The sequence below is a fragment of the Pseudomonas sp. FW300-N1A1 genome (assembly GCF_058789115.1).
Genome location: NZ_JBYTBK010000026.1, coordinates 41,635 through 55,715 on the forward strand (window position 1 = coordinate 41,635; position 14,081 = coordinate 55,715).

Consider the following 14,081-nt stretch of genomic DNA (forward strand, 5'->3'; position numbering starts at 1 on the left):
AACAACTCCAACACAACAACAACTCCTGTGGAGACGATCGATGAACTTCTCACTGCGTAACGTTACACTCGCCGCCAGTTGCCTGCTGTTCGCCGGCCCCTTGCTCGCCGCCGAATCGAGTGAACCCAAGCGTCCCGAATGCATCGCCCCGGCCTCACCGGGCGGTGGTTTTGACCTGACGTGCAAACTGGCGCAAAGCGCGCTGGTGAACGAAAAGCTGCTGACCAAGCCGATGCGCGTGACCTACATGCCGGGTGGTGTCGGCGCAGTGGCCTACAACGCGGTGGTTGCCCAGCGTCCGGCCGACGCAGGCACTCTGGTCGCCTGGTCCAGCGGTTCGTTGCTGAACCTGGCTCAAGGCAAGTTCGGCCGTTTCGATGAAAGCGCCGTGCGCTGGTTGGCAGCGGTGGGTACCAGCTACGGGGCCATCGCGGTGAGAAGCGATTCTCCTTACAAAACCCTCGACGATCTGGTTCAGGCCCTGAAGAAAGATCCGAGCAAAGTGGTGATCGGTTCCGGCGGCACCGTCGGCAGCCAGGACTGGATGCAAACCGCCTTGATCGCCAAGGCCGCCGGGATCAACCCGCGTGACCTGCGTTACGTGGCGCTCGAAGGCGGCGGCGAAATCGCCACCGCCCTGCTCGGTGGCCACATCCAGGTCGGCAGTACCGACATCTCCGACTCCATGCCACACATCCAGAGCGGTGACATGCGCCTGCTGGCGGTGTTCGCCAACGAGCGTCTGGACGAGCCGGAAATGAAGGATATCCCGACCGCCAAGGAGCAGGGCTACGACATCGTCTGGCCAGTGGTTCGTGGCTTCTACCTGGGGCCAAAAGTCAGCGATGCCGAATACGCCTGGTGGAAAGACGCCTTCGACAAACTGCTGGCCTCCGAAGACTTCGCCAAGCTGCGTGACCAGCGCGAACTGTTCCCGTTCGCCATGACCGGGCCTGAGTTGGACACCTACGTGAAGAAACAGGTCGCCGACTACAAGATGCTGGCCAAAGAGTTCGGCCTGATTCAGTAATCGCCTCTCTGTCTCGTGGCCATGCCCTTGTGCTATCCAGGGTGTGGCCCAGGAGTTTGTCATGCTCTTACAACGTATTTTTGCCTCCACGCTGTTGGTGGCCTGCTTCTGCCTGATCCTGATGGCCTGGCCCTACCAGGCGCCTTTTTCGTACGAGCCGATCGGTCCACGCGCCTTCCCCTTGCTGATGCTCGGACTGATGGGGCTGGCGCTGGTGTACATGGTGTATCGGCCATCTCCCATCAAACACAGCGAAGAAGATCCACCACTGGACCGCGAAACCCTGTTCAAGATCGCCCGTTGCGTGTTGCTGCTGCTGGCGTTCGCCGCCCTGTTCGAACCCTTGGGCTTCATCCTCAGCAGCATCCTGGTCGGCATTCCGATGGCCCGCCTGTACGGCGGCCGCTGGTTGCCCGGCACGGTGATCATCTGCCTGCTGAGCGTGGGCCTGTACCTGCTGTTCGACAAAGTGATGGACGTGCCTCTGCCTCTGGGCCTGCTCGACGTTCTGGAGAACTGAAATGGATACGCTTGGTTATTTGAGCCACGGGTTCGGCGTGGCATTGACCCCCTACAACCTGATCACCGCGTTGAGCGGCACCCTGATCGGCACCATCGTCGGCCTGTTGCCAGGGCTGGGACCCATCAACGGCGTGGCCCTGTTGATCCCGATCGCTTTCGCCCTTGGCCTGCCACCGGAGTCGGCGCTGATCCTGCTGGCGGCGGTGTACCTGGGTTGCGAGTATGGCGGGCGCATCAGCTCGATTCTGCTGAACATTCCTGGCGAAGCTTCGACCGTCATGACCACCCTCGACGGCTACCCGATGGCCCGTCAAGGCATGGCGGGCGTGGCGTTGTCGCTGTCGGCGTGGAGTTCGTTCATCGGTGCATTCATTGCCACCTGCGGCATGGTGGTGTTCGCCCCGATACTGGCCAAATGGGCAATAGCCTTCGGCCCGGCGGAATACTTCGTACTGATGGTGTTCGCCATCGTCTGTCTCGGCGGAATGGCCGGTGACCGACCGCTGAAAACCTTTATTGCGGCCTTGATCGGGCTGTTCCTGTCGACGGTCGGCATCGACGCCAACAGCGGCGTATACCGCTTCACTGGCGACAACATCCACCTTACCGACGGCATTCAGTTCGTGGTGCTGGTACTGGGCCTGTTCTCCATCAGCGAAATCCTGCTGCTGCTGGAAAAAACCCACCGTGGCCAGGAAGCGTTCAAAGCCACCGGCCGGATGATGTTCAACTTCAAGGAAGCCGCCTCGGTATTCTGGGTGAACCTGCGGTGTGGTGTGCTCGGCTTCATCATGGGCGTACTGCCGGGTGCCGGCGCCACACTGGCCAGTGCCGTGGCCTACATGACCGAGAAACGTATCGCCGGACCCAAGGGCAAGTTCGGTCAAGGTGACAAACGTGGCCTCGCCGCCCCGGAAACCGCGATCGGTGCAGAAGCCTGCGGCGCACTGGTCCCGATGCTGACCCTTGGCGTTCCAGGTTCGGGTACCACGGCGGTGATGATCGGTGCGCTGTCGCTGTACAACATCACTCCTGGCCCCCTGTTGTTCCAGCAGCAACCCGACATAGTCTGGGGCCTGATCGCCTCGTTGTTCATCGCCAACGTCATGCTGGTGATCCTCAACATTCCGATGATCCGCATCTTCACCCGTATCCTCGCCGTACCAAACTGGGCGCTGGTGCCCATGATCGCGATCATTACCGCGATCGGCGTTTACGCCGTGCACGCCACCACCTTCGACCTGTTCCTGATGATCGGCATCGGCATCTTCGGCTACATCCTGCGCAAGCTGGACTTCCCATTGTCGCCGGTCCTGCTGGGTTTCATCCTCGGTGGCTTGATGGAGCAGAACCTGCGTCGCGCCTTGTCAATCTCCAACGGTTCACTGGAGATCCTCTGGTCCAGTTCGATCACCGTGGGCGTCTGGGGGCTGATTGTGCTGATGTTGCTGGTGCCGCTGCTGCGCATCTGGCGTAAACGTGCGGTGGCAAGGCGTGTCATCGCCGATGTCTGACCGGTCTTTCAACACCTGGTGGGGAACCCCGCTGGTCGGTCTGCTGGGCGGTTACCTCGCCAGCCAGATCGGCTGGCCACTGCCCTGGATGGTCGGCTCGTTACTGGCGATCATCCTGGTGCGCTGCCTGACCCCCTGGCAATTGGCTGAGATCCCTGGCGGGCGCAAATGCGGCCAGTGGATCGTCGGCATCGGCATTGGCCTGCACTTCACCCCGGTGGTGATGGAGCAGGTCATGAGCCACTTTGGCCTGATCTTTTTTGGCGCCTTGGTCACCAGCCTGTCGGCAGTGGTCGGGGTCTGGTTACTGCGGCGTACCGGTGAAGATCGCGCCACCGCGTTCTTCTCCAGCATGCCGGGCGGTTCCGGTGAGATGGTCAATCTCGGCGCGCGCAACGGCGCCGTGCTCAGTCGCGTGGCGGCAGGGCAAAGTCTTCGCGTGCTGGTGGTGGTGCTCTGCGTACCAGCCGCCTTCAAATACCTGCTGGGCGACGGGGTGCCGTTAACGCACCCGGCCACCGTCGACTGGCGCTGGCTGGCGGTACTGTTCCCGGCGGGCGCCCTGCTCGCCTGGGGCTGGCAGCGCTTGCGCCAGCCCAACCCGTGGCTGTTCGGCCCGTTGCTGGTGAGTGCGGTGGTCAGCATCAGCGGGAACTTGCACATCGGCCTGCCCGATGGCGGTAGCCAGATCGGTCAATGGTTGATTGGCAGCGGCCTGGGCTGTCACTTCAATCGGCAGTTCTTTCGCCGCGCGCCGTCATTCATGGGCCGAACCCTGATCGGCACGGCACTGACCATGTTGATCGCGACATTGGCAGCGTTGGGCCTGAGCGCCCTGACGCAGTTGGACCTGCGCTCGCTGACCCTGGGCATGATGCCCGGTGGTATCGCGGAAATGAGCCTCACCGCCGAAACCTTGCAACTGTCGGTGCCATTGGTGACGGCGATGCAGGTGATGCGGTTGTTGTTCGTGCTGTTTCTGGCGGAGCCATTGTTCAGGCATTGGGACCGGCAGCCGAATTCGGCCTGACTTGATCGTTCCCACGCTCCCGCGGGGAATGCAGCCCGTGACGCTCCGCGTCACATTCCGAAGCGGACGCAGAGCGTCCATTGAGGCGTGACCACGCAGAGCGTGGGAACGATCACTAGACCGTTATACGACTGGCGGCAACCGCCACTCGATCGGTGTTTCACCATTCTGCTCAAGAAACTTGTTGGTGCGACTGAAGTGCCCGCAACCGAGAAAGCCGCGATAGGCGGACAGCGGTGACGGGTGCACCGAGGTCAGGACCAGGTGCTTGGTGGCGTCGATCAGTTTCTGTTTGCTCTGGGCATGCGCGCCCCACAGCAAAAACACCAGATGCGGTTGATGCTCGCTGGCCAGTTCGATGATCCGGTCGGTGAAATGCTGCCAGCCCTTGCCCGCATGGGCGTTGGCAGTGGCGCGCTCCACGGTCATGGTGGTATTGAGCATCAGCACCCCCTGGTCGGCCCAGCTTTGCAGGCAGCCGTGGCTTGGGATGTCGATGTTCAGGTCGCGCTTGAGCTCTTTATAGATGTTCAACAGCGAAGGCGGTGTCGGGATGCCCGGCTGCACCGAGAAGCACAGGCCATGGGCCTGGCCCGGACCGTGATACGGGTCTTGTCCCAGGATGACGACTTTGACCTTGTCCAGCGGCGTAGAGTTGAGCGCATTGAAGATCATCGGCCCTGGCGGATAGATCTCTTTGCCGGCAGCATTTTCCTGCCGCAGAAACTCGCGCAACTCTGCCATGTAGGGCTGGTCGAACTCGGCACGCAGCGCGTCCTTCCAGCCCGGTTCGAGTTTGATACGGTCGTCAGCAGTCATGGTTACATCCACAGTTTCAATCGGGCGAACCCTAGGAAAACCAACCGCGCTTGTCAATTGATCTGACACGGATCCAGCACTTTCCCACGCAACGATCATACTGAATCTTCAAATCAGTCATCGAGGTCAAAATGAACCTGCACTTCGAAGAACTCACCGGCACGGACGGCGCGCGCATCGGCATTGCCAGCCTGGATGCCGAACACACCCTCAATGCCCTCTCGTTGCCGATGATCAGGGCCTTGAGCGACCAACTGGATGCCTGGGCCAAAGAACCTCAGGTCGTTTGCGTGCTGCTGCGCGGCAACGGGGCCAAGGCGTTTTGCGCCGGAGGGGAAGTGCGCGGCCTGGTGGAGGCCTGTCGCGCCCATCCTGGCGAGGTGCCGCCGCTGGCCGCACAATTCTTCGCGGCGGAGTACCGACTGGACTTTCACCTGCACACCTATCCGAAACCGCTGATCTGCTGGGGCCATGGCTACGTGCTCGGCGGCGGCCTGGGCTTGCTGCAAGGTGCCAGCATCCGCATTGTCACCCCCAGCAGCCGCCTGGCCATGCCCGAGATCAGTATCGGCCTATATCCGGACGTCGGCGCCAGTTGGTTCCTGTCACGCCTGCCCGGCAAGCTCGGGCTGTTTCTCGCCCTGACCGGCGCTCACATCAACGGCCGCGATGCCATTGACCTGGACCTGGCCGACCGCTTCCTGCTGGACGAACAACAGGAAGCACTGATCGAAGGCCTGCTGCAGCTCAACTGGCAGGAGCAGACGCCGATGCAGCTCAACAGCCTGCTCAAGGCCTTGCAGCGAGAGGCGCTCGGGCACATGCCCGAAGCGCAATGGCTGCCGCGACGCCAGCAGATCGATGAGTGGCTCGACGTCAGCGACGTCCGCTGCGCCTGGCGGGCGATCAGCCTGTTGCGCGATCACTGTGACGTGCTGCTGGCCCGTGCGGCGAAGCAGCTGCATGAAGGCTGCCCGCTGACCGCTCATCTGGTCTGGGAGCAGATTCGCCGAGCCCGGCACCTGTCATTGGCCGAAGTATTCCAGATGGAATACACCCTGAGCCTCAATTGCTGCCGACACCCGGAATTCAGCGAGGGCGTTCGAGCACGGCTGATTGACAAGGACCAGAAGCCGCACTGGCATTGGCCGGACATCAACGCGATACCCGATACCGTGATCGCGGCGCATTTCCACAAGGTGTGGGAGGGTCGACATCCGCTGGCGGACCTGTCGGATGTTTGAAGTCCCCGGGATAGACAAGCGGCGTTGAATGCGCCGCTTGTTCGTTGCAAGACTCAGCGGTTGCGCCCGCCTCTGTCACCACGACCATCATGGTCGCCATGCCTGCCATGTTCACGCCCGCCATGCCCGCCATCGTTATCCCATTGGCGATGACGCGGGCTGCCGTACTGGTTGCTCCATCCCTGTTGGTGATGGTCGTCCCAGCCACGGTTCGGGTAAGACCGATAAACCGCTCGCGGCGCCTGGTAATAGCGGGGCGATGACTGATAGTAACGGGGAGCCGTCTGGTAGTAACGAGGGGCGACCTGGTAGTAGCGCACTGACGGGTAGTACCGCGTGGATGGGGAGTAATAGCTGCGTGGATAGGTGTAATAACTACGCGGATAAGCGTAATTCGGTCCACCCGCATAGTAAGCCGGTACCGGCGAAGAATAGACCTCTGAGCTGTAGTAGCTGGAACCTCCATCGTAGTAAGGGACGCACGCAGTAAGACTCAAACTCATCGAAGCAATCAGAAGCAGTCGGCGATACATGGCGGCCTCCTGGACCGCGAAAACGCCCTGCCAGCGACGCTGGCCGGCGACAGTCAATTGAACTGACTGACGCAATATCAGACATCGAAATCGGAATCTGGTGCGCCGCCGCAATACGCTGATACATGTCATCCGTCGACTCATTCGCCCCATCTCGACGTAGCCGGCTGGCACATCGAGCCTGCGCAACACTGGCAATCAACAGCAGCGGCGATTGGGCGCAAATACACGCGTTTCCTTTCCACGGTGACGCTAGAATGCGCTGACTGAATCCCTGCCAAGCGGACCGTCGGGCCGCTACACTCTGCAACCCGATGACACCCAAGCCCCCATCATGGGATGTACCGGGCCAGGCACCCCGTACCCAATCGAACCGGCCCACAGATACCTACTCCATTGATGAATAAACCTGACTTTTGCCCGGCCTGTGGCGCCCGCAACGACTGTAGCCTGGCTGACCCACGAACCGCCGACCGGGCCTGCTGGTGCTACGGCGTGACGATCGACTCGGCTGTGCTGCTGGCCCTACCCGCCGGACTGCGCGACCAATCGTGCCTGTGCCCGCGCTGTGCCCGGGTCGAGGCGCAGTTGCAGGCAGCCGGCGCGTCTATCGAGTAAGATGCGCGCCCTTTTCCGATCTGCCGACCGTCATGCGCGTTGACCGTTTTCTCAGCAACCTGCCCCGCTTCAACCGTAAACAGGTGCGCCTGCTGCTGGTGGAACGGCGGATCAAGGTCGACGGGCAGGTGGTCAGCGACCCGCATTTCGAAGTGCGCGAGTTCAGCTGTGTCGAGTGCGACGGCGAGGTGCTGCAAGCCGGCAAACCACCGCGCTACTTCATGCTGCACAAACCCCAGGGCTGCGTCAGCGCCACCCGCGACCCCAAGCACCCGACCGTCCTCGACCTGATCCATGAACCCGACAGGGACGACCTGCACATCGCCGGGCGCCTGGACTTCAACACCACCGGACTGATGCTGATCACCAATGACGGCAGTTGGTCGCGACGCTTGACCCAGCCGCAGACCAAACTGCCGAAGCTCTACTACGTCGAGACCGAGCAGCCGATCACCCCCGACTATGCACGGACCTTCGCCCAAGGTCTGTACTTTGCCTACGAAGACCTGACCACCCAGCCTGCCGAGCTGGTGGTGCTGGCGTCCCGCTGCGCCCGGTTGAGCATTGTTGAAGGCCGTTATCATCAGGTGAAACGGATGTTTGGCCACTTCGACAACAAGGTGTTGCGCTTGCATCGTGAGCAGATGGGCCCATTGGTATTGGACAGCCGGTTAAAACCGGGCGAATACCGCCCACTCACGGCCGCCGAGATTGCCTTGATCTGATCACGGGACCGCCGGGCAAAATTTGTCGAACAATTCACAAACGGCACTTGCGCGATAGCGCTCTCCCTGCTTGAATCAAACCGTCGGCCGAATTGTGACCGGCAAGTCACCTATAACGTCTAAGAAACTTTTTGTCGGCAGAGAGCCTCAAGGCTCCACCTCCCCCGACAGACTGCCCGCCTATAACAACACCCGTCGACCAGACCTCACCGGATCGACATGGGCCCTCAATCTCAGGCGTATGCCTACCTGTCATATATCCCGTGCACACTCAGTTGCGCGCATATACACGCTTGCCAGGAGTCCCAGGACATGAGGCCAGAAATCGCTGTGCTGGATATACAAGGTCAGTATCGGGTTTACACGGAGTTCTATCGCGCAGACGCCGCAGAAAAGACCATTATCTTGGTCAACGGCTCAATGGCCACCACTGCATCGTTTGCACAGACCGTGAAAAACCTGTACCCGCAGTTCAACGTGGTGCTGTACGACCAACCCTACGCGGGCAAATCCAAAGCCCACAACCGACACGAGAAGATGCTCACCAAGGAAGTCGAAGGGCAGATTCTGCTGGAGCTCATCGACCACTTCGCCGCCGAGCATGTGCTGTCGTTTTCGTGGGGCGGAGCCGCCACGCTGCTCGCCCTGGCGCAACGCCCGCGACGGATTGAGAAAGCCGTGGTCAGTTCGTTCTCGCCGGTGATCAACGAGCCGATGCGCGACTACCTCGAGCGAGGGGTCGATTACCTCGGCAACCTGGAACGCGATCGTGTCGGACACCTGGTCAATGACACCATCGGCAAACACCTGCCATCCCTGTTCAAGCGCTTCAACCATCGCCACGTCAGCAGCCTGGCCGAACACGAATACGGGCAGATGCACTTCCACATCAGCCAAGTCCTCAACAGCGACCGGCTGTGCTACCTCAAGGCGGCCAAGCAAATCGATGTACCGGTGCTGTTCATGAACGGCGAATGGGACGAGTACACCGCCGCCAGCGATGCCCAACTGTTCGCCAACCATGTGCAATACAGTACGTTCAGTACTCTCCAGGCCACCGGGCACTTTCTCGACATGGAGCACAAAGCTGCCTGCCGAGACAGCCGCCAGGCACTGCTGGGTTTCCTGAAACCGGCACACCATGAAGGCCGAACGCGTTCCAACTTCATTCAGGACCACCATGCACTGGCCATTTGAAACAACGTCCTCGCGAGCAACCTCGGCCCACAGGTAACCTCATTACCCGCAGGATCGAGGCTTGCTCGTGACAGACCGCAACACGGTTTCAAAACCTGCCCCTCACCCCCATCGCCTGCGCCAAACCGGTCGCCGACGACGTCTTGCCGTGCCGGTAGAAGCCGCGTAACCGCAGATATTGCAAAGAAAAACTTCAGTTTTCCTGCCGCATCTGGTACAAAGTCAACCGCTCTGAGCGGGTGTCGTATAATGGCATTACTCCAGCTTCCCAAGCTGATAACGAGGGTTCGATTCCCTTCACCCGCTCCAATCGAATTTTGTCTCACGTTAAAGTGGTTTTGACGGGGGATGCAGGAATACAAAAAACCGGTCCACGTGGCCGGTTTTTTTGTGGGCGGGATTTGGAGCGCTGCTGCTGCCGAGCGATTTGACAGAAACCTGCCGCTCCCTGAAATAGATGCAAGCCTTCTCCGGAGCCGGACGATCCAGAAAAAGTAAACACGCCCCTCTTTTCTCGCCCCTAGATCTTGACCACGACAGCCGAGCATGATAGCGAGTGCTATACTTCCCTCGGATTGCATGAAGTGTGCAACGTTCCCCATGGGTACAGATACCGACTGCAAATCTCAGTCAACGGTTGCAGGACAGAGGAGGTCTGCAGCAAACACGAGATGGGAGGTGCGCCATGAATCGACACTATTACATCAGTGATAATCTCGACGAACTTGAAACCGTTGAAAATGAATTGGAAGCCGGCGGCATCAATACCGAACAAATTCATGTGCTCAGTGAAGAAGTTGCCGATGTTGAACACCATCACCTCCACGAAGTTAACTCGTTAATGAAACAAGATGCTGTTCACTCTGGCGAGATTGGTGCGGTGATCGGTGTGCCACTCGCGGCGCTGGTCCTGGGTGGCGCCTATTGGATGGGCTGGACCGAATCCGCGGCAGGCTGGGTGCCTTTTATCTTCCTTGCCTTTGTTATTTTTGGCTTCTGCATCTGGGAAGGCGGTTTTTTTGGGTTCCAGGTGCCGAATACTCACTTCCGCAATTTCAAACAGGTGGTCGATGAGGGTAAACATATCTTCTTTGTGGATGTCGAGCCGGATCAGGAGTCGGTATTGGACCGGGTAATCGAACATCATCCAATGCTGAAGATCGCCGGCACGGGCACAGCCGCCCCTCACTGGACAGTCGCCTGGCAGCACAAATGGCATCAGTTCAAGCGAGTGATATCGGGTTAGCCCCTGGGTTTAAGGCCATCCAGAAGTTGTTTATTGGCCAAAGAAAACCACCCGACTGAGGAAAACATACTCCGCCTCGGAGGCCATCAGTCCGACGAGCACCAGTAAACACAACGGTGGCACCAATATGGCGTAGACCATGGCCAACCGTTCCCAGGCCATATGCATGAAGATGGAGACAATCAGACCTGCCTTCAACAACATGAAAGTGATAATCAGGGACCACCTGAGGTAGCCCTGAAAGTGAAAGTAGTCGACCAGATACGACAATGTGCTGAGGACGAATAACAGCCCCCAGATTTTAAGGTACAAACTGATTGGATGTTGCTGACCCTGAGCATGCGCCATCATCCGTGCTCCTCTTCAAAACCATGAACAGTCTCTTGGACCTACCATAAATAAAAGAAAGCAAAGATAAACACCCACACCAAGTCCACGAAGTGCCAATAAAGCCCGGCTATCTCGACGATCTGATAGTTTCCGGAGCGTTCATAATCTCCCCGCAATACTTTCAGCGCCACGATGCTGAGGTAGATGACGCCGATTGACACATGCAGTCCGTGGAACCCGGTAATCATGAAAAAGCTGGCACCAAATTGCGCCGCCCCCATGGGGTTCCCCCAGGGACGCACCCCTTCTGAAATGAGCTTGCTCCATTCAAATGCCTGCATGCCGACGAAGGTCGCACCCAAGGCTGCGGTCGCCAGCATCAGGGCAGTGGTTTTCGCACGATCACGGCGATAGGCGAAATTGACTGCCATGGCCATGGTGCCGCTGCTACTGATCAGCACAAAGGTCATGATGGCGATCAGAATAAGCGGGATTGCTCTACCGCCGATCGTTAATGCGAACACTTCACTGGGGTTCGGCCAAGGGACAGTGATGGTCATGCGTACCGACATGTAGCCGATTAAAAAACAGGTGAATATAAAAGTATCGCTGAGCAGGAATATCCACATCATCGCCTTGCCCCAAGGCACCTGCTTGAAAGCCTCCCTATCCGAGGACCAGTCGCTGGCGATGCCCTGCCATCCCGGTGCAGGCAGCACGCTGGGTGGATCGGATGAACGGGACTCGTCTGGGGCGGGTGGGTGCGATGCCATGGCTTTTCACCTCAGGCCGCAGAATCTGGCGATGGCTTCATAGGTTTCCGGCGTGCTGGTCAGCAGAGCGAATAGCACGAACCAAAGACCCAACAAGTAATGCCAATAGATGGCACAGAGTTCTATGCTGGCGCGAAGTTGCGGCAACGGCACGCGATGCAGGAATTTAGCGACGGTTCTGCTCCAGGCTATCAGCCCGCCCAGCAAGTGAAACCCATGCAGGCCGGTCAACAGGTAGAAGAAACTGTTGGCCGGATTACTGGCGACAAAGTAGCCCCAGGCGACAAACTGCTGCCAGAGCCAGAGTTGCCCCGCCAGAAAGGCAATTGCGAATACGCCCCCCAATGCAAAGCCAATGACCGTTGCATCCAGTCGAGCCTTTCGGGCGGCCATACGCGACCACTGCAGTGCGATGCAACTGAACACCAGAAAAGCCGAATTCAGCCATAGCAGCCATGGATTGGCTAACGGCGCCAAGGGCTCTGTCAGGGGTAGCCAGTCGGCCATTTGTGAGCGGGCGATAAAGGCAATCAGGAACAGAAAGAATAACGAGCTCACCACCACCAGAAACAAGCGCAGGCCTATTCTTGCGGTTCTATCGGCACCCTCGGCAGCCTGAATGCCCTCGGGATCGCGACTCCAACTGCCGCCGGGGTCTGCGCCGTCGGCGTTTCTCAATAGCAGTCTGTTCATGTTTTAACGTCCGCTATTCTGGTTCCGGCACTGAGTTGCCGCATTTGCTCCAGCTCCTCGGCGGAAACCGTTTGCGGAACGAAATCCTGCTCTATCCCCGGCACGCTGTAGTCATAGGCCCAACGATGCACGACCGGCAGCTTCGCGCCCCAGTTACCGTGTTTCGGCGGGGTGTCCGGCGTTTGCCATTCCAGACTGGCTGCGCCCCATGGATTACTGCCTGCGGGCTTGCCTTTAAATACACTCCAGGCCAGGTTGAACACGAACAGCAATTGGGAAATGCCGACGGTCAATGCGACCACCGTAATGAAGGCATTCAAATCTTGCGCCGACTGCGGGATGAACGCGTAGTTTTCATAGGCGTAGTAGCGGCGTGGCATGCCCTGGAAACCCAAGTAGTGCATGGGGAAGAAGATGGCGTAGGTGCCCAGAAAGGTGATCCAGAAATGCAGCTTGCCCAGGGTGTCGTTCAACATGCGCCCGGTGACTTTCGGGAACCAATGATAAATGCCGCCGAACACCACCAGTACCGGTGCGACCCCCATGACCATATGAAAATGGGCGACGACGAAATAGGTGTCCGAGAGCGGAATATCCACGATCACATTGCCGAGAAACAACCCGGTCAGACCGCCGACCAGGAAGGTGACGATAAAGGCCAGGGCAAACAGCATCGGCACGGTCAGATGGATGTCGCCCCGCCACAGGGTCAGCACCCAGTTGTAGACTTTCAGCGCAGTTGGCACCGCGATGATCAAGGTGGTGATGGCGAAGAAAAAACCAAAGTAGGGGTTCATTCCACTGACATACATATGGTGGGCCCACACCACAAAACTGAGCACGCCAATCGCGATAATGGCCCACACCATCATTCGGTAGCCGAAGATATTTTTACGCGCATGCGTGCTGATCAAGTCGGAGACCAGACCAAACGCGGGAAGAGCAACGATGTAGACTTCCGGGTGGCCGAAGAACCAGAACAGATGCTGGAACAATATCGGGCTGCCACCCTGGTGATCGAGCTGCTGCCCCAGCGAGATGATCGCCGGCATGAAGAAGCTGGTACCCAACAGCTTGTCGAACAGCATCATGACCGCGCTGACAAACAACGCCGGGAAGGCTAGCAAGGCCATGATCGAGGCCATGAAGATGCCCCATACGGAGAGCGGCATGCGAAACAACGTCATGCCATGCGTGCGTGCCTGCAACACCGTGGTGACGTAGTTCAACCCGCCCATGGTGGCGGCGACAATAAAAATCGCCAGTGAGACGAGCATCAGCACGATGCCCCACTCGACCCCTGGTGTCCCCTGAGTAATGGACTGTGGCGGATAGAGCGTCCAGCCCGAACCGGTGGGGCCGCCAGGGACAAAAAAACTGGCGAGCAACACCAGTACCGCTACTAGATAGAACCAGTAACTGAGCATGTTGACATAGGGGAAGACCATGTCGCGGGCGCCCACCATCAGTGGGATCAGATAGTTGCCGAAGCCACCCAGAAACAAGGCCGTCAGCAAATAAATGACCATGATCATGCCGTGCATGGTCATCGCCTGATAGTAAGCACTGGCGTCCATGAACGCCAAACTGCCGGGGAAGCCTATCTGCATGCGCATCAAGCCGGACAACACCACGGCGATAAGACCCACGAACAGAGCCGTCAAGGAATATTGAATGGCTATGACCTTGTGGTCCTGACTCCAGATATATTTGGTCAGGAAGCTTTTAGGTTCGTGCAGTCCAGCTGTTTCGGCTTGATCCGTATAGGCCATCACGTCATCCTCCTGCCGAAGTTTCGGTGTATTTC

The 14,081-nt window shown here is 58.8% G+C and carries 15 protein-coding genes and 1 tRNA gene; 10 read left to right on the top strand and 6 right to left on the bottom strand.

Features of this window, described 5'->3' with window-relative positions; genetic code table 11:
* Positions 1-40: 40 nt before the first annotated feature.
* The 4 genes from AC3WQN_RS17565 (at position 41) to AC3WQN_RS17580 (ending at position 4,096) form a co-directional block, all read left to right on the top strand.
* Positions 41-1,030 carry a Bug family tripartite tricarboxylate transporter substrate binding protein gene (locus AC3WQN_RS17565; RefSeq protein ID WP_103400374.1) on the top strand — a complete coding sequence of 330 codons (990 nt, stop codon included), beginning with the start codon at positions 41-43 and terminating at the stop codon, positions 1,028-1,030.
* A 61-nt stretch (positions 1,031-1,091) separates the two neighbouring features.
* Complete coding sequence (locus tag AC3WQN_RS17570; RefSeq protein WP_103400373.1) at positions 1,092-1,550, top strand: tripartite tricarboxylate transporter TctB family protein; 459 nt, start codon at positions 1,092-1,094, stop codon at positions 1,548-1,550.
* A gap of 1 nt (position 1,551) precedes the next feature.
* Positions 1,552-3,066 (top strand): tripartite tricarboxylate transporter permease, encoded by a 1,515-nt coding sequence (locus AC3WQN_RS17575; protein ID WP_103400372.1) that lies wholly within the window; start codon positions 1,552-1,554, stop codon positions 3,064-3,066.
* Positions 3,059-4,096 (top strand): AbrB family transcriptional regulator, encoded by a 1,038-nt coding sequence (locus tag AC3WQN_RS17580; protein WP_103400371.1) that lies wholly within the window; start codon positions 3,059-3,061, stop codon positions 4,094-4,096. Before AC3WQN_RS17575 ends, AC3WQN_RS17580 begins: the two co-directional genes overlap by 8 nt.
* Positions 4,097-4,219: 123 nt before the next feature.
* On the opposite strand, the gene ung is transcribed toward AC3WQN_RS17580, so the two are convergent.
* Positions 4,220-4,915, bottom strand: coding sequence for a uracil-DNA glycosylase (ung, locus tag AC3WQN_RS17585; RefSeq protein WP_103400370.1), 696 nt, complete (start codon positions 4,913-4,915; stop codon positions 4,220-4,222).
* Between the two features lie 131 nt (positions 4,916-5,046).
* Between ung and dspII the strand changes: the two genes are divergently transcribed.
* Positions 5,047-6,159 carry an enoyl-CoA hydratase/isomerase DspII gene (gene dspII, locus AC3WQN_RS17590; protein ID WP_103400369.1) on the top strand — a complete coding sequence of 371 codons (1,113 nt, stop codon included), beginning with the start codon at positions 5,047-5,049 and terminating at the stop codon, positions 6,157-6,159.
* Positions 6,160-6,212: 53 nt separating this feature from the next.
* On the opposite strand, the gene AC3WQN_RS17595 is transcribed toward dspII, so the two are convergent.
* Positions 6,213-6,692, bottom strand: coding sequence for a hypothetical protein (locus tag AC3WQN_RS17595; protein ID WP_103400368.1), 480 nt, complete (start codon positions 6,690-6,692; stop codon positions 6,213-6,215).
* Positions 6,693-7,091: 399 nt separating this feature from the next.
* Here AC3WQN_RS17595 and AC3WQN_RS17600 point away from each other — a divergent pair, with 399 nt between their 5' ends.
* From AC3WQN_RS17600 to AC3WQN_RS17620, 5 genes are all read left to right on the top strand, one after another.
* Positions 7,092-7,310: a cysteine-rich CWC family protein gene (locus AC3WQN_RS17600; RefSeq protein ID WP_103400367.1), complete on the top strand. Its 219-nt coding sequence runs from the start codon at positions 7,092-7,094 to the stop codon at positions 7,308-7,310.
* A 32-nt stretch (positions 7,311-7,342) separates the two neighbouring features.
* Positions 7,343-8,035, top strand: a complete 693-nt coding sequence (locus AC3WQN_RS17605; protein WP_103400366.1) for a pseudouridine synthase — start codon at positions 7,343-7,345, stop codon at positions 8,033-8,035.
* A 312-nt stretch (positions 8,036-8,347) separates the two neighbouring features.
* Positions 8,348-9,232 carry an alpha/beta fold hydrolase gene (locus AC3WQN_RS17610; RefSeq protein WP_095146963.1) on the top strand — a complete coding sequence of 295 codons (885 nt, stop codon included), beginning with the start codon at positions 8,348-8,350 and terminating at the stop codon, positions 9,230-9,232.
* Positions 9,233-9,467: 235 nt separating this feature from the next.
* Positions 9,468-9,541, top strand: a tRNA-Gly gene (locus AC3WQN_RS17615).
* A gap of 376 nt (positions 9,542-9,917) precedes the next feature.
* A complete protein-coding gene (locus AC3WQN_RS17620) occupies positions 9,918-10,478 on the top strand; it encodes a hypothetical protein (protein WP_103400365.1) in 561 nt (186 codons plus the stop codon).
* A 30-nt stretch (positions 10,479-10,508) separates the two neighbouring features.
* Here AC3WQN_RS17620 and AC3WQN_RS17625 read toward each other — a convergent pair whose 3' ends face one another.
* Genes AC3WQN_RS17625 through ctaD form a run of 4 tightly spaced genes read right to left on the bottom strand, consistent with a single transcriptional unit; the run spans position 10,509 to position 14,046 of the window.
* Entirely contained in the window at positions 10,509-10,826 is a 318-nt protein-coding gene (locus AC3WQN_RS17625) for a cytochrome C oxidase subunit IV family protein (RefSeq protein ID WP_095147399.1), read from the bottom strand.
* Positions 10,827-10,867: 41 nt separating this feature from the next.
* The gene (locus AC3WQN_RS17630) at positions 10,868-11,581 is read right to left on the bottom strand and encodes a heme-copper oxidase subunit III family protein (protein WP_103400364.1); all 714 of its coding nucleotides are present in this window, start codon (positions 11,579-11,581) and stop codon (positions 10,868-10,870) included.
* A 6-nt stretch (positions 11,582-11,587) separates the two neighbouring features.
* On the bottom strand, positions 11,588-12,274 hold the full coding sequence (locus AC3WQN_RS17635; protein ID WP_103400363.1) for a cytochrome c oxidase subunit 3: 687 nt from the start codon (positions 12,272-12,274) through the stop codon (positions 11,588-11,590).
* Entirely contained in the window at positions 12,271-14,046 is a 1,776-nt protein-coding gene (ctaD, locus tag AC3WQN_RS17640) for a cytochrome c oxidase subunit I (protein WP_103400362.1), read from the bottom strand. Before ctaD ends, AC3WQN_RS17635 begins: the two co-directional genes overlap by 4 nt.
* Positions 14,047-14,081 lie beyond the last annotated feature (35 nt).